Annotated in this window: 21 protein-coding genes and 1 pseudogene; 1 reads left to right on the top strand and 21 read right to left on the bottom strand. The window is 40.7% G+C overall.

Annotated features, from left to right (window positions below):
- Positions 1 to 5: 5 nt before the first annotated feature.
- Genes rpsE through rpsJ form a run of 19 tightly spaced genes read right to left on the bottom strand, consistent with a single transcriptional unit; the run spans position 6 to position 8,513 of the window.
- Positions 6 to 506, bottom strand: a complete 501-nt coding sequence (gene rpsE / locus IGI50_RS01095) for a 30S ribosomal protein S5 (RefSeq protein WP_010747203.1) — start codon at positions 504 to 506, stop codon at positions 6 to 8.
- Between the two features lie 20 nt (positions 507 to 526).
- Positions 527 to 883, bottom strand: coding sequence for a 50S ribosomal protein L18 (gene rplR, locus IGI50_RS01090; RefSeq protein ID WP_010747204.1), 357 nt, complete (start codon positions 881 to 883; stop codon positions 527 to 529).
- Positions 884 to 935: 52 nt separating this feature from the next.
- Complete coding sequence (gene rplF / locus IGI50_RS01085) at positions 936 to 1,472, bottom strand: 50S ribosomal protein L6 (RefSeq protein WP_010747205.1); 537 nt, start codon at positions 1,470 to 1,472, stop codon at positions 936 to 938.
- A gap of 31 nt (positions 1,473 to 1,503) precedes the next feature.
- Positions 1,504 to 1,902 carry a 30S ribosomal protein S8 gene (gene rpsH, locus IGI50_RS01080; RefSeq protein WP_010747206.1) on the bottom strand — a complete coding sequence of 133 codons (399 nt, stop codon included), beginning with the start codon at positions 1,900 to 1,902 and terminating at the stop codon, positions 1,504 to 1,506.
- 32 nt (positions 1,903 to 1,934) lie between these two features.
- Complete coding sequence (locus tag IGI50_RS01075) at positions 1,935 to 2,120, bottom strand: type Z 30S ribosomal protein S14 (protein ID WP_028020384.1); 186 nt, start codon at positions 2,118 to 2,120, stop codon at positions 1,935 to 1,937.
- Between the two features lie 17 nt (positions 2,121 to 2,137).
- Positions 2,138 to 2,677 (bottom strand): 50S ribosomal protein L5, encoded by a 540-nt coding sequence (gene rplE, locus IGI50_RS01070; RefSeq protein ID WP_010747207.1) that lies wholly within the window; start codon positions 2,675 to 2,677, stop codon positions 2,138 to 2,140.
- A 26-nt stretch (positions 2,678 to 2,703) separates the two neighbouring features.
- Positions 2,704 to 3,015 (bottom strand): 50S ribosomal protein L24, encoded by a 312-nt coding sequence (gene rplX, locus IGI50_RS01065; protein ID WP_010747208.1) that lies wholly within the window; start codon positions 3,013 to 3,015, stop codon positions 2,704 to 2,706.
- Between the two features lie 35 nt (positions 3,016 to 3,050).
- Positions 3,051 to 3,419: a 50S ribosomal protein L14 gene (gene rplN / locus IGI50_RS01060; RefSeq protein WP_010742760.1), complete on the bottom strand. Its 369-nt coding sequence runs from the start codon at positions 3,417 to 3,419 to the stop codon at positions 3,051 to 3,053.
- Between the two features lie 55 nt (positions 3,420 to 3,474).
- Positions 3,475 to 3,741 (bottom strand): 30S ribosomal protein S17, encoded by a 267-nt coding sequence (rpsQ, locus tag IGI50_RS01055; RefSeq protein ID WP_010747209.1) that lies wholly within the window; start codon positions 3,739 to 3,741, stop codon positions 3,475 to 3,477.
- A 21-nt stretch (positions 3,742 to 3,762) separates the two neighbouring features.
- A complete protein-coding gene (rpmC, locus tag IGI50_RS01050) occupies positions 3,763 to 3,954 on the bottom strand; it encodes a 50S ribosomal protein L29 (protein ID WP_010747210.1) in 192 nt (63 codons plus the stop codon).
- On the bottom strand, positions 3,944 to 4,378 hold the full coding sequence (gene rplP, locus IGI50_RS01045) for a 50S ribosomal protein L16 (RefSeq protein WP_010747211.1): 435 nt from the start codon (positions 4,376 to 4,378) through the stop codon (positions 3,944 to 3,946). The genes rpmC and rplP overlap by 11 nt, the downstream gene beginning before the upstream one ends.
- Before the next feature lie 2 nt (positions 4,379 to 4,380).
- Entirely contained in the window at positions 4,381 to 5,037 is a 657-nt protein-coding gene (gene rpsC, locus IGI50_RS01040) for a 30S ribosomal protein S3 (protein ID WP_010747212.1), read from the bottom strand.
- Between the two features lie 13 nt (positions 5,038 to 5,050).
- Positions 5,051 to 5,398, bottom strand: coding sequence for a 50S ribosomal protein L22 (rplV, locus tag IGI50_RS01035; RefSeq protein WP_010747213.1), 348 nt, complete (start codon positions 5,396 to 5,398; stop codon positions 5,051 to 5,053).
- Positions 5,399 to 5,419: 21 nt separating this feature from the next.
- Positions 5,420 to 5,698, bottom strand: a complete 279-nt coding sequence (gene rpsS / locus IGI50_RS01030) for a 30S ribosomal protein S19 (RefSeq protein WP_010742754.1) — start codon at positions 5,696 to 5,698, stop codon at positions 5,420 to 5,422.
- 42 nt (positions 5,699 to 5,740) lie between these two features.
- Positions 5,741 to 6,574, bottom strand: a complete 834-nt coding sequence (gene rplB / locus IGI50_RS01025) for a 50S ribosomal protein L2 (RefSeq protein ID WP_010747214.1) — start codon at positions 6,572 to 6,574, stop codon at positions 5,741 to 5,743.
- 39 nt (positions 6,575 to 6,613) lie between these two features.
- Positions 6,614 to 6,901 (bottom strand): 50S ribosomal protein L23, encoded by a 288-nt coding sequence (locus IGI50_RS01020; RefSeq protein ID WP_010747215.1) that lies wholly within the window; start codon positions 6,899 to 6,901, stop codon positions 6,614 to 6,616.
- Complete coding sequence (gene rplD, locus IGI50_RS01015) at positions 6,901 to 7,524, bottom strand: 50S ribosomal protein L4 (RefSeq protein ID WP_010747216.1); 624 nt, start codon at positions 7,522 to 7,524, stop codon at positions 6,901 to 6,903. The genes IGI50_RS01020 and rplD overlap by 1 nt, the downstream gene beginning before the upstream one ends.
- 28 nt (positions 7,525 to 7,552) lie before the next feature.
- Entirely contained in the window at positions 7,553 to 8,182 is a 630-nt protein-coding gene (rplC, locus tag IGI50_RS01010; RefSeq protein ID WP_010747217.1) for a 50S ribosomal protein L3, read from the bottom strand.
- Between the two features lie 22 nt (positions 8,183 to 8,204).
- Positions 8,205 to 8,513 (bottom strand): 30S ribosomal protein S10, encoded by a 309-nt coding sequence (rpsJ, locus tag IGI50_RS01005; protein WP_010756438.1) that lies wholly within the window; start codon positions 8,511 to 8,513, stop codon positions 8,205 to 8,207.
- A 477-nt stretch (positions 8,514 to 8,990) separates the two neighbouring features.
- Here rpsJ and IGI50_RS01000 point away from each other — a divergent pair.
- A pseudogene (locus IGI50_RS01000) lies at positions 8,991 to 10,323 on the top strand (ISL3 family transposase).
- 167 nt (positions 10,324 to 10,490) lie between these two features.
- Here IGI50_RS01000 and tuf read toward each other — a convergent pair.
- Positions 10,491 to 11,678, bottom strand: coding sequence for an elongation factor Tu (gene tuf, locus IGI50_RS00995; RefSeq protein ID WP_010747219.1), 1,188 nt, complete (start codon positions 11,676 to 11,678; stop codon positions 10,491 to 10,493).
- Between the two features lie 163 nt (positions 11,679 to 11,841).
- On the bottom strand, positions 11,842 to 13,926 hold the full coding sequence (gene fusA / locus IGI50_RS00990; protein ID WP_218256447.1) for an elongation factor G: 2,085 nt from the start codon (positions 13,924 to 13,926) through the stop codon (positions 11,842 to 11,844).
- Positions 13,927 to 13,985: the final 59 nt, after the last annotated feature.

Raw genomic sequence — 13,985 nt, 5'->3', positions numbered from 1 at the left:
CCTCCTTAATTAGCTAAGTTTTCAACAGAGATGCCACGTAATTGTGCCACTTCTTCTGCCTTTTTCAATTGAGTTAAACCTTCAACAGTTGCGCGAACAACGTTGATTGGTGTGTTTGAACCTAAAGATTTAGAAGTTACATCGGCAACCCCAGCTAATTCCAAGACGGCACGAACTGGTCCACCAGCAGCAACCCCAGAACCTTCAACGGCTGGTTTCATCAAGATGCGGCCACCGCCGAATACACCAATAACTTCGTGAGGAAGCGTAGTTCCTACCATTGGTACTTCGACTAGGTTTTTCTTAGCGTCTTCGATTGCTTTACGAATTGCTTCAGGTACTTCTTGTGCTTTACCTGTACCAAAGCCTACGTGACCGTTTTTGTCACCGACAACAACAAGTGCTGCGAAACGTAGACGACGTCCACCTTTAACAACTTTAGTAACACGGTTGATCGCTACAACGCGGTCTTCTAATTCCAAATGTTTTGGATCGATATAAACCATGAATGGTGTTCCTCCTTCTCCTAAAATTCTAGTCCATTTTCGCGAGCTGCTTCAGCTAAAGCTGCTACACGGCCATGGTAAAGGTATCCACCACGGTCAAAGACTACTTTCTTAATACCTTTTTCTGAAGCACGTTCTGCCACTAATTTCCCAACAGCTTGTGCTTGTTCAGTTTTTGTTCCACCTGAAATTTCTTTATCCAAGGCAGAGGCACTTGCTAGCGTCACACCCGCTACGTCATCAATTACTTGCGCGTAGATGTTTTTGTTAGAACGAAAAACGTTCAAGCGTGGGCACTCAGCAGTACCAGAAATTTTGTTACGTACACGCATGTGGCGCTTTTGGCGTGTTTTATTCTTGTCTGGTTTTGTAATCACAATTGTCACCTCTTTAATTAAGCTGGCCTAAGCCGCGTGTAGGGTCAACCTACTATTTACCAGTTTTACCTTCTTTACGACGTACGTATTCGCCAACATAACGGATACCTTTGCCTTTATAAGGTTCTGGAGGACGAGTTCCGCGGATTTTCGCAGCTAATTCGCCTACTACTTCTTTATTAGATCCCTTAACAATTACTTGAGTGTTTGCAGGAACTTCGATTGTAACACCTTCTGGAGCTACGATCTCAACTGGATGTGAATAACCAACGTTCAAAACAAGTTTTGATCCTTGTAATTGCGCACGGTATCCGACCCCGATTAATTCTAATGCTTTTTGGAACCCTTCTGAAACACCAACAACCATGTTATTGAAGTTTGCACGAGTTGTTCCGTGAATTGTTTTCATTTCTTTGCTGTCGTTTGGACGAGTAAATGTTACTTCGTTTCCTTCGATACTCATTTTGATATCAGAAGAAAAAGTACGAGTTAATTCACCTTTAGGTCCTTTAACAGTAATGTCATTTCCGTTTTGAGTTACTTCAACTCCTGCAGGTAAAACGACTAATTTATTACCAATACGGCTCACTTAAAGACACCTCCTCATGGATTGTTTGTTCTTACCAAACGTAAGCTAGCACTTCGCCGCCGACGTTTTTACCTCTAGCTTCTTTATCAGTTACTAAACCTTCAGAAGTAGAGATGATTGCGATACCTAAACCATTTAATACTTTTGGTACTTCGTCAGCTTTGACATAAGCACGTAAGCCTGGTTTAGAAATACGTTTTAAGTTCGTGATAACACGTTCGTCATTTTTACCGTATTTAAGGAAAACACGGATCATGCCTTGTTTGTCATCTTCGATATATTCAACATCACGTACGAAACCTTCACGTTTAAGGATTTCTGCGATATCACGTTTGATTTTTGAAGCAGGTACTTCCACTGAATCGTGTTTTACCATGTTGGCGTTACGAATACGAGTTAGAAAATCTGCAATTGGATCTGTCATGACCATTGAACTGTTTACCTCCTTTATGCGAGTTTATTTTACCAGCTAGCTTTCTTCACGCCGGGAATTTGACCTTTGTAGGCAAGTTCGCGGAAGCAAATACGGCAAAGATGAAATTTACGATAAACTGAATGTGGACGTCCACAACGTTCGCAGCGAGTATATTCTTGCGTTGAATGTTTTGCAGGACGTTTGTTTTTAGCAATCATTGATTTTTTAGCCAATTTTTTCGCCTCCTTGATTATTTTTGGAATGGCATTCCAAGTTGTGTTAATAATTCGCGAGATTCTTCGTCTGTTTTAGCAGTTGTAACCACAACGATATCCATACCACGAACTTTATCAACTAAATCATAATCTACTTCAGGGAAGATCAATTGTTCTTTAACACCCAAAGTAAAGTTACCACGGCCGTCGAAGGATTTTTTGCTTACTCCGTGGAAGTCACGTACACGGGGAAGTGATACAGACACTAATTTGTCTAAGAATTCATACATTCTTTCTCCACGTAGTGTTACTTTCGCACCAATAGGCATTCCTTCACGTAAACGGAAACCAGCGATTGATTTTTTAGCTTTTGTAATGATTGGTTTTTGACCAGAGATCAAGGCTAATTCTTCAACAGCTTTGTCTAAGTTTTTTGCGTTTGATACCGCATCACCAACACCCATGTTGATGACGATTTTCTCAACTTTAGGAACTTCCATAACTGAATTATAGTTAAATTTTTCCATCAAAGATGGTGTAATTTCACTTACAAATTTTTCTTTTAGGCGGTTCATCTATAAGATCCTCCTTCCTTGTTTAATTATTTATCTAGAGCTTCGCCGGTTTTCTTAGAAACACGGACTTTCTTACCGTCAACCACTTTGTAGCCAACGCGTGTCGCTTCTCCATTTGAAGGGTCGATCACCATAACATTAGAAGCATGAATTGGTGCTTCTACCTCAACGATTCCTCCTTGAGGAGCTTCTTGAGAGGCTTTTTTATGTTTTTTCACGACATTGACGCCTTCAACAACGACTTTGTCTTTTTTAGGAAGGGCTTCTAATACTACGCCTTCTTTATTTCTGTCTTTACCAGAGATAACTTTTACTTTATCGCCTTTTTTAACGAACATTACTGTTGCGCACCTCCTTTGGTTGAATCTTTCGATTATAATACTTCCGGTGCCAATGAAACGATCTTCATGAAGTTGCCTTCGCGTAGTTCACGAGCGACAGGTCCGAAGATACGTGTTCCTCTTGGGCTCTTGTCATCACGAATGATAACAGCTGCATTTTCATCAAATTTGATATAAGAACCGTCAGTACGACGAGCGCCTGATTTAGTTCGAACGATAACGGCTTTTACAACGTCACCTTTTTTGACAACACCACCTGGCGTTGCTTGTTTAACCGTAGCAACAATCACATCACCGATATTTGCAGTTTTGCGACCAGATCCGCCAAGAACTTTAATAGTTAAAATTTCACGAGCGCCTGAGTTGTCCGCGATTTTTAAACGGCTTTCTGCTTGGATCACTTGTGTATCCTCCTTTCAGATTTAAGAAACATCTATATAGGAAAATCTCGTGTGATTAGATAATCACTGCTTTTTCAACGACTTCAACCAGACGGAAACGTTTGGTAGCTGATAATGGACGAGTTTCCATGATTTTCACGATATCGCCAATTTTTGCTTCATTGTTTTCATCGTGAGCTTTGTATTTTTTAGAATATTTCATACGTTTACCGTAGATTGGATGGTTCTTCTTGGTTTCAACGACAACAGTGATCGTCTTGTCCATTTTGTCAGATACCACACGTCCTTGATAAACTTTACGTTGATTTCTTTCTTCAGTCATACTGGAAATGGCCTCCTTCCACTATTTGTCAGCTTGTTCACGCAACACAGTTTTGATGCGTGCAATCGATTTACGTACTTCTTTAATACGTGCAGTGTTTTCTAATTGACCTGTTGCTAATTGGAATCTAAGATTGAACAATTCTTCTTTCAATTGTTTTTCTTGATCTAGCATTTCGGCAGTGGTTAATTCTCTGATTTCTTTAACCTTCATTCGATTCACCACCCATTTCCTCACGTTTTACGATCTTAGTCTTCATTGGTAATTTGTGAGAAGCAAGACGTAATGCTTCACGAGCAACTTCTTCAGGAACGCCGGCGATTTCAAACATGATCTTGCCGCGTTTAACTGGTGAAACCCAGCCTTCAGGAGCACCTTTACCAGATCCCATACGTACACCAATTGCTTTGGCAGTATAAGATTTGTGAGGGAAAATTTTAATCCATACTTTCCCACCACGTTTCATGTAACGAGTCATTGCAATACGGGCAGCTTCGATTTGGCGGTTAGTGATCCAATGTGAATCAACAGCTTGTAAGCCGTATTCTCCAAATGCGATTTCTTTACCACCTTTAGCTTCCCCACGCATTTTACCGCGGAATTCACGACGGTGTTTTACACGTTTAGGTACTAACATGATTATTTCCCTCCTTTCTCAGTGTTTTTCTTTGTAGGAAGAATTTCTCCACGATAAATCCACACTTTAACTCCTAGTTTTCCGTATGTTGTATCTGCTTCTTCCCATGCGTAGTCAATATCGGCACGCAATGTATGAAGAGGAACTGTTCCTTCAGAGTATCCTTCTGAACGAGCGATATCCGCACCATTCAAACGACCAGATACTTGAGTTTTGATTCCTTTAGCGCCTGAACGCATAGTGCGTTGGATCGCTTGTTTTTGTGCACGACGGAAAGCAACACGGTTTTCTAATTGACGTGCGATTCCTTCTCCGACTAATTTTGCATCTAAATCTGGTTTTTTGATTTCAACGATGTTGATGTGAACTCGTTTACCAGTTAATTTATTTAATTCTTTTCTTAGGCTCTCAACTTCAGATCCGCCTTTACCGATAACCATACCAGGTTTGGCTGTGTGAATTGAAATGTTTACACGGTTTGCAGCGCGTTCGATTTCAACAGTTGACACAGCGGCATCAGCAAGTTTAGTTGCGATGAACTTACGGATTCTCAAATCTTCGTGTAGAAATTCAGCATACTCTTTTTCAGCATACCATTTAGCATCCCACTCACGGATGATGCCTACACGCATTCCAATAGGATTTACTTTTTGACCCACTGATTATCCCTCCTTATTTTTCTGATACCACAACGGTAATATGACTTGTACGTTTGTTGATTGGTGAAGCTGATCCTTTTGCACGTGGACGGAAACGTTTCATTGTTGGTCCTTCGTTAACAAATCCTTCAGAAACTACCAAATTTTCAACATCTAAGTCAAAGTTGTTTTCTGCGTTAGCAACTGCTGACATCATTACTTTTTCAATGATTCCTGCAGATTTGTTCGGTGTGAATTTCAAAATTGAAATTGCTTCTGCTACGCTTTTTCCTCTAATAAGATCCATTACTAAACGTGCTTTACGAGGAGAAGTGCGAACTGTTTTTGCAGTTGCCTTAGCTGATGTAATTTGTTCTGCCATGTTAATATCCTCCCCTCAAAATTAACGTCTTGTTTTCTTATCGTCGGCGGCATGTCCACGATAAGTTCTTGATGGTGCAAATTCACCTAATTTATGTCCTACCATGTCTTCTTGGATGTAAACTGGTACATGTTTGCGTCCGTCATAAACAGCAATTGTAAATCCTACAAAACTAGGGAAAATTGTTGAACGACGAGACCAAGTTTTAATAACTTTTTTCTTTTCAACACCTTGTTGCGCTTCAACCTTTTTCATCAAATGATCATCGACGAAAGGTCCTTTTTTCAAACTACGACCCATGGTGTACCTCCTCTCAAAATATGCGACACATAGTCAATGGTTCTATTTAGTCTTACGACGACGTACGATAAGCTTGTCAGATGCAGCTTTCTTATTACGAGTTTTGTAACCCAATGCAGGTTGTCCCCAAGGAGATACTGGAGCTTTACGTCCGACTGGAGCTTTACCTTCACCACCACCGTGTGGGTGATCGTTAGGGTTCATTACGCTACCACGTACAGTTGGACGTTTGCGCATCCAACGAGAACGACCAGCTTTACCGATATTGATCAATTCATGTTGTTCATTACCAACAGAACCGATTGTCGCACGGCAAGTAGCTAAGATCATACGAACTTCGCCAGAGTTTAAACGTACTAATACGTATTTTCCTTCTTTACCAAGTACTTGAGCACTTGTACCAGCTGAACGGATTAATTGTCCGCCTTTGCCAGGTTTCATTTCAATATTGTGGATCACAGTACCTACTGGAATATTTTCTAGTGGTAATGCATTTCCGATTTTGATATCTGCATCTGGTCCAGAAACGATTGTCATACCTACTTCTAAGCCTTTAGGGGCTAAGATGTAAGCTTTCACTCCGTCTGAATAATGAACTAATGCAATGTTTGCTGAGCGGTTTGGATCGTACTCGATCGTTTGAACTGTAGCAACCACGTTATCTTTATTACGTTTGAAGTCGATAACACGGTATTGACGTTTATGTCCGCCACCTTGATGACGTACAGTGATACGACCGTTGTTGTTACGACCGGCGTTGTTTTTCAATGGTTGTAATAACGTCTTTTCAGGCGTTGAAGTAGTGATTTCAGCGAAATCAGAACTTGTCATATTACGACGACCATTTGAGGTAGGTTTGTACTTTTTAATCGCCACGTCTAGTTTCCCTCCTATTTACTAGTGATTTTCTAACGCTTATTCAGCGTCGAAAAGTTGGATTTCTTTTGAGTCTTCAGTTAAAGTCACAACAGCTTTGCGACGTTTTTTTGTGAAGCCTTGGTATTTACCCATACGTTTTGCTTTTGGTTTAGCATTCATAATGTTTACGTTTTTTACTTTAACGTCGAAAGCAGCTTCTACTGCTTGTTTCACTAAAGTTTTGTTTGCGCGAGTGTCAACTTCGAAAGTATATTTCTTTTCGTCCATGTCTAACATAGATTTTTCAGTGATCACCGGGCGTTTAATTACGTCTAGTAAGTTCATTATGCAAGCACCTCCTCAATTTGAGTAAGAGCAGTTTGCGTTGCTAAGATTTTGTCATTAGCGACTACATCTAATACAGTAACGTTGTTTGAAGTAGTAACAGTTACGTTTGATAAGTTACGAGCAGCTAAACCTGCAACTTCGTTTTCTGTTTCTAATACAACCAATACTTTAGAATCAATAGACAAGCTAGTTAAAACTTGTTTAAATTCTTTTGTTTTAGGTGCGTCAAAGCTTAAAGCATCAACAGCAACTAAGTTATTTTCAGCAACTTTTTCTGATAATACAGATTTAATTGCTAAGCGACGAACTTTTTTAGGAAGTTTGTAGCTGTATGAACGTGGTGTAGGTCCGAAGACAACGCCACCTCCACGCCATTGTGGTGAACGGATAGAACCTTGACGAGCACGCCCAGTTCCTTTTTGACGCCATGGTTTGCGACCACCGCCACGAACTGCGCTACGATTTTTCACAGCGTGTGTTCCTTGTCTTAATGAAGCGCGTTGCATAACAATTGCATCGTAAACAACACTTTCATTTGGTTCAATTCCGAAGATTTCTTCATTTAAAGTGATGTCACCGTTTTGAGTTCCATCTTGTTTGAATAATGCTACAGTTGGCATTCCTTAGTTCCTCCTTTCCTCTAACTAATTATTTAGCTTTCACAGCTGATTTGATAGTGATTAAAGATTTTTTAGCGCCAGGAACATTTCCTTTTACTAAGATAACGTTGCGGTCAGCGTCAACACGAACAACTTCAAGATTTTGAATTGTCACGCGATTGCCACCCATACGGCCAGCTAAACGTTTATTTTTAAATACACGGTTCGGTGCAACAGGACCCATAGATCCAGGACGACGGTGGTAACGAGAACCGTGAGCCATTGGGCCGCGGCTTTGTCCGTGACGTTTGATAACGCCTTGGAATCCTTTACCTTTAGTCGTTCCGGTAACATCAATAATGTCTCCAGCTTGGAAAGTATCAACTTTCACTTCTTTACCTACTTCATAGTCTCCTAGCTCAACATCTTTGAATTCTCGAATGAAGCGCTTAGGAGCCGTGTTTGCTTTTGCAACATGACCTTTCGCAGGTTTGTTAGACAAAACTTCACGCATATCTTGGTAACCTAATTGAACAGCTTCGTAGCCATCATTTTCCATTGTTTTCACTTGTAAAACAACGTTTGGAGTAGCTTCGATAACAGTAACTGGAATAAGTTCGCCAGATTCAGTGAAGATTTGAGTCATTCCCACTTTTTTCCCTAAGATTCCTTTGGTCATGATTACACCTCCATCTTCTTAATTATAGTTTGATTTCAATATTCACACCTGATGGTAAGTCAAGCTTCATTAAAGCATCAACTGTCTTCGGTGTTGGGTTCACAATGTCAATCAGACGTTTGTGAGTACGCATTTCGAATTGTTCGCGTGAATCTTTGTATTTATGAGTCGCACGGATTACAGTGTAAAGACTGCGTTCAGTTGGTAATGGAATTGGACCAGATACACTAGCTCCAGTTCTTTTTGCAGTTTCCACGATTTTATCCGCTGATTGATCTAAAATACCATGTTCATACGCTTTTAAACGGATACGAATTTTTTGTTTTGCCATCTTGTTCCCTCCTTCGCCTATTTTAAAAAGTAGACATAGCTCCACGAAAATCTCCGTCACGCTCGTTCGTGGCAAAGCGTCCGGGCGTGTCGCAACCTCTCGTTTCAAAGCCGACGGATTCTTTTCAGAACCCCCCAGTGTCAGTTGCACTTCTGCAAACAGCACCTTTATGATTATATTATATGGCATCAATGATTGCAAGGATTTTCTCAGTTTTTTTTGAATTTTCTATTACGTTTTCAGAAAACCTAAAAAATACCTGCTTGATATGTTTCCTACTATATAATATAGCATTTCACTTTATCACCTATAACTAGCGACAGATTCTTCAATCTTTATAAATCGGCTCTATAATATCTAGTGTTGGTGACACCTTCTGTTGCCAACACTTTTTCTTTTTTTCTAATAAACGCAAACAGACACCTTGAAATCCTTTAGAATAAAGTCGACGAAAACCATTCAAAGGAGTGTTTCAAGATGTCCTATTCAGAGTTTACCAAAGAGTTACTAGATATTCTAGACCTAAATCTTACCTTTCATGAGAATGCCTTTCGCAAAGAGCGAATCAATGACGAGACCTGTTTTGTTTTTGATGGCACATTAACCTATCGACCAGAGGAATGCTTTCATTGCCGCTATGAAAATGATCAAACGATCATTAAATGGGGCTGGAAAAAAGTCTCTATCCTATTAAATGACGTCAGTAATTACAAGACGATTCTGCGGATAAATAAACAACGCTTTAAGTGTAAACATTGTGGAAAAACTTTTTTAGCCGAAGATTCGGTTAGTGATCGTCACTGCTCCATTGCCCGCAGAGTCAAACAAGCCGTTCTCGAACTATTAAGTGAGCCTCTTTCTATGTCCTTGATTGCACGCATGAAACACGTTTCTCCAACAACGGTTATTCGGATCCTTCGCAGCCTTCGGCCTAAAACCATTTCTTTGAACCAGCCACTGCCAGAAGTGTTGTGTTTTGATGAATTCAAATCAGTGAAAAATGTCTCGGGTGCTATGAGCTTTGTCATGATGGATGGCAAAACCCATCAACTGATCGACATTGTGGAAAATCGTCAACTCGATCCTTTACGCGACTATTTCTTGCGTTATCCCAGAAAGGTACGGGAACAAGTACGTCTAGTGGTTTCAGATTTCTATACACCCTATCGTACATTGGTGAAAGATTGTTTTCCGAATGCCCGAATCGTCGCCGATCGCTTTCATATCAGTCAACACATTGGCCGAGCCTTTACCAACCACCGAATTCAAGTGATGAAGTCCTTTAGAAAAGGCGACAGTCGATCAAAACATTTAAAGAAATACTGGAAACTGCTTCAGAAGAATGCGTGGGAATTGAAGGGGAGACACCGCTACTGGCGACCTTCTTTTCGGGCACATCTAACGGAAGCAGAAATCGTCGATCGCCTGTTGTCTTACGATGACTCCTTAAAGCAAGGCTACGAAGTCTACCAACACTTTCTGTCCGCTATCAGAAGACGAGATGTTCCTGATTTCACGAAGCTTTTAAAGGAAAATTACAAAGAGTTACCAGAACACTACCAACCAGTGATTACGACCTTCAAAAAGTACCAAACAGAAATCAAACGCGCGTTGCGGGTTCCCTATTCCAACGGGCCACTGGAATGTTTGAACAACCATATCAAAGTACTAAAACGAATGGCCTAATGGCTTTAGAAACTTCCAAAATTACCGAGAACGAATCTTTTTGTATCGCGAAAAGTATTTCAAGAAAACCATCCAAATGAACAAGACCAGAACGACAACACGGCTAGACAGAAGAGCTGCCTAGCCGTGTGAATGACTTGATTATTCTATTGAATTTCTTCACCAACACTCATTGACAAAGAGCCTATAAATCAAGATCAAACCAGATATCGATATTCGATCCAAAAAAAGAGTCACTGGAATTCCAGTGACTCTTTGCGTCCGAGTATAATAATTAAACTATAAAGCTAATTAAGCTTTGATTGTTGTTACAACGCCTGAACCAACAGTACGTCCGCCTTCACGAATAGAGAAACGAGTTCCGTCTTCGATCGCGATTGGGTGGATTAATTCAACTTCCATAGTTACGTTATCACCAGGCATTACCATTTCAGTACCTTCTGGTAGATCAACTACACCAGTTACGTCAGTTGTACGGAAGTAGAACTGAGGACGGTAGTTAGTGAAGAATGGAGTATGACGTCCGCCTTCTTCTTTAGTTAAAACGTAAACTTCTGCAGAGAATTTTGTATGTGGAGTGATTGAAGCTGGTTTAGCCAATACTTGTCCACGTTGGATGTCTTCACGTGCAACACCACGTAATAATGCACCAATGTTGTCGCCCGCTTCAGCGTAATCCAACAATTTACGGAACATTTCAACACCTGTAACAGTTGTTTTAGCAGTTTCTTCAGCAATACCTACGATTTCAACTTCGTCACCAACGCGAACTTGTCCACGTTCAACACGACCAGTTGCAACAGTTCCACGACCAGTGATTGAGAATACGTCTTCCACTGGCATCATGAATGGTTTGTCAGTATCACGAACTGGTGTTGGGATGTATTCATCAACAGCAGCCATTAATTCTAAGATTTTTTCTTCGTATGAAGCGTCGCCTTCTAAAGCTTTCAAAGCTGAACCTGCGATAACTGGAGTGTCGTCGCCTGGGAAGTCGTATTCAGTTAATAAGTCACGAACTTCCATTTCAACTAATTCTAGTAATTCTTCATCGTCAACCATATCCATTTTGTTTAAGAATACAACGATGTAAGGAACACCAACGTTACGAGATAACAAGATGTGTTCACGAGTTTGAGGCATAGGGCCATCAGCAGCAGATACTACTAAGATAGCTCCGTCCATTTGAGCAGCACCAGTGATCATGTTTTTAACGTAGTCCGCGTGTCCTGGGCAGTCAACGTGAGCATAGTGACGGTTGTCAGTTTCGTACTCAACGTGAGCAGTGTTGATAGTGATTCCGCGTTCGCGTTCTTCAGGAGCTCCGTCGATTTGAGCGTAGTCCATAGCTTGCGCTCCGCCTTGTTTAGCAAGTACAGTTGTAATTGCAGCTGTTAAAGTAGTTTTACCATGGTCAACGTGTCCGATAGTACCAATGTTAACATGGGGTTTTGAACGGTCAAATTTTTCTTTAGCCATTTAAAATGTTCCTCCTAAGTAAATGAGATTAGTTTTTTATCTGATAGGTCCGCACCACACAAGCGATGCGAGCCCATATCATCAGTTAATTATTTTACATGAAACGTTACTAAAAATACAGTTCTTTTCGGAAAAGCAGTCAAAAACAATTGACTTTTAAGAATTAATCAGCTTTGCCGCCGTTTTTCTTAATAATTTCTTCTTGAACTGATTTTGGTACATCTTCATAGTGGTCAAAGACCATCATGAATGTACCGCGTCCTTGAGTAGAAGAACGAAGCGTTGTTGCGTAACCAAACATTTCAGCTAACGGCACAATAGCGTTAACGATTTGCGCGTTACCATGCGCTTCCATACCTTCCACACGACCACGACGTGCAGTTACATGCCCCATAACATCACCTAAGTAATCTTCCGGAACAGTAATTGTAACTTTCATCATTGGTTCAAGAATTGATGGATTCGCTTTTTTCGCAGCAGCACGTAGCGCCATAGACGCAGCTACACGGAAGGCTGTTTCATTTGAATCGACATCATGGTATGAACCATCATAAAGTTTAGCTTTGATATCAACTAATGGATAACCTGCTAACACACCGTTTGCCATAGCGTCTTCTAATCCTTTTTCAACTGCTGGAATGTATTCACGAGGAACCACACCACCGACAATTGCGTTTTCGAATTCGAAGCCGGCACCTTCTTCGTTTGGTGTAAATTCGATCCATACGTGACCGTATTGACCTTTACCACCAGACTGACGTACAAACTTACCTTCTGCATTTGTCGCAGAACGGAATGTTTCACGGTAAGATACTTGAGGGGCACCAACGTTTGCATCCACTTTAAATTCACGACGCATACGGTCAACCAACACGTCTAAGTGAAGTTCACCCATACCAGCGATAACTGTTTCGCCAGTTTCAACGTTTGTTTCAACGCGGAATGAAGGATCTTCTTCAGCAAGTTTTTGTAAAGCAACACCCATTTTATCTTGGTCAGCTTTTGATTTAGGTTCAACAGCAACTTCGATAACTGGATCAGGGAATTCAATTGATTCTAAGATAACTGGTGCATCTTCAGCACAAAGTGTATCTCCAGTTGTTGTATCTTTCAATCCAACAGCAGCGGCGATATCACCTGAGTAAACCGTTTCGATTTCTTTACGAGTATTTGCATGCATTTGCAAAATACGTCCGATACGTTCACGTTTGCCTTTAGAAGCATTCAATACATATGAACCAGAATTTAGAACACCTGAGTAAACACGGAAGAACGTTAGACGACCTACGAATGGGTCAGTCATTACTTTAAACGCTAGTGATGAGAATGGTGCAGAATCATCAGCTGGACGTTCCGTTTCTTCATCAGTTTTAGGGTTAAACCCTTGGATAGCTTTTACGTCAGTTGGTGCCGGAAGATAGTCAATGACTGCATCCAACATCAATTGAACACCTTTGTTTTTGAAGGCCGAACCACAAAGAACAGGGTAGAAGTCTACAGATAGAGTAGCGTTACGGATACCCGCTTTTAATTCTTCGTCAGTGATTTCTTCACCTTCCAAGAATTTCATCATTAGGTCTTCATCAGTATCAGCCACAGCTTCTACTAATTTTTCACGCCATTCTTCAGCTTGTTCTTTATATTCTTCAGGAATTTCAGTCTCTTGGATTTCAGTTCCTAAATCATTTGTATAGATTTCAGCTTTCATTTTAACTAAATCGATAATACCAGTGAAGTCATCTTCAGCACCAATTGGTAATTGGATTGGATGAGCATTCGCTTGTAAACGATCATGTAAAGTGCTTACTGAGTAAAGGAAGTCAGCACCAATTTTGTCCATTTTATTACAGAACACAATACGTGGTACTTGGTATTCTGTCGCTTGACGCCAAACAGTTTCTGTTTGTGGTTCTACACCTGATTGTGAGTCCAATACAGTTACTGCACCGTCAAGTACACGTAATGAACGTTGTACTTCGATTGTGAAGTCCACGTGTCCTGGGGTATCGATGATATTTACGCGGTGACCCTTCCATTGTGCAGTTGTTGCAGCAGAAGTGATCGTGATACCACGTTCTTGTTCTTGTTCCATCCAGTCCATTTGAGAAGCACCTTCGTGGGTTTCACCAATTTTATGGATTTTACCAGTGTAGTACAAGATACGCTCAGTTGCTGTAGTTTTACCTGCATCAACGTGGGCCATGATCCCGATATTACGCGTATTTTCTAGAGAAAATTCTCTTGCCATTTCTTTGTTTGCTCCTCTCTTAAATTAAATTTAGCATTGTCTGGTCAGTTTTCTGTTGA

Origin of the sequence: Enterococcus sp. DIV0170 (assembly GCF_051710765.1) — a bacterium.
Taxonomy (GTDB): domain Bacteria; phylum Bacillota; class Bacilli; order Lactobacillales; family Enterococcaceae; genus Enterococcus_A; species Enterococcus_A raffinosus.
Note: the sequence above shows the minus strand (reverse complement) of the source record. Positions and strands in the feature narration are given on the sequence as shown.

Bases quoted from the DNA above. Each gene is read 5' to 3' on its own strand.
- rpsE (WP_010747203.1), bottom strand. From the start codon at position 506: ATGGTTTATATCGATCCAAAACATTTGGAATTAGAAGACCGCGTTGTA.
- rpsH (WP_010747206.1), bottom strand. From the start codon at position 1,902: ATGGTCATGACAGATCCAATTGCAGATTTTCTAACTCGTATTCGTAAC.
- rplE (WP_010747207.1), bottom strand. From the start codon at position 2,677: ATGAACCGCCTAAAAGAAAAATTTGTAAGTGAAATTACACCATCTTTG.
- rplX (WP_010747208.1), bottom strand. From the start codon at position 3,015: ATGTTCGTTAAAAAAGGCGATAAAGTAAAAGTTATCTCTGGTAAAGAC.
- rpsQ (WP_010747209.1), bottom strand. From the start codon at position 3,741: ATGACTGAAGAAAGAAATCAACGTAAAGTTTATCAAGGACGTGTGGTA.
- rpmC (WP_010747210.1), bottom strand. From the start codon at position 3,954: ATGAAGGTTAAAGAAATCAGAGAATTAACCACTGCCGAAATGCTAGAT.
- rplP (WP_010747211.1), bottom strand. From the start codon at position 4,378: ATGTTAGTACCTAAACGTGTAAAACACCGTCGTGAATTCCGCGGTAAA.
- rplV (WP_010747213.1), bottom strand. From the start codon at position 5,398: ATGGCAGAACAAATTACATCAGCTAAGGCAACTGCAAAAACAGTTCGC.
- rpsS (WP_010742754.1), bottom strand. From the start codon at position 5,698: ATGGGTCGTAGTTTGAAAAAAGGACCTTTCGTCGATGATCATTTGATG.
- IGI50_RS01020 (WP_010747215.1), bottom strand. From the start codon at position 6,901: ATGAACTTACTAGACGTAATTAAACGCCCGGTGATCACTGAAAAATCT.
- rplD (WP_010747216.1), bottom strand. From the start codon at position 7,524: ATGCCAACTGTAGCATTATTCAAACAAGATGGAACTCAAAACGGTGAC.
- rplC (WP_010747217.1), bottom strand. From the start codon at position 8,182: ATGACCAAAGGAATCTTAGGGAAAAAAGTGGGAATGACTCAAATCTTC.
- rpsJ (WP_010756438.1), bottom strand. From the start codon at position 8,513: ATGGCAAAACAAAAAATTCGTATCCGTTTAAAAGCGTATGAACATGGT.
- tuf (WP_010747219.1), bottom strand. From the start codon at position 11,678: ATGGCTAAAGAAAAATTTGACCGTTCAAAACCCCATGTTAACATTGGT.
- fusA (WP_218256447.1), bottom strand. From the start codon at position 13,926: ATGGCAAGAGAATTTTCTCTAGAAAATACGCGTAATATCGGGATCATG.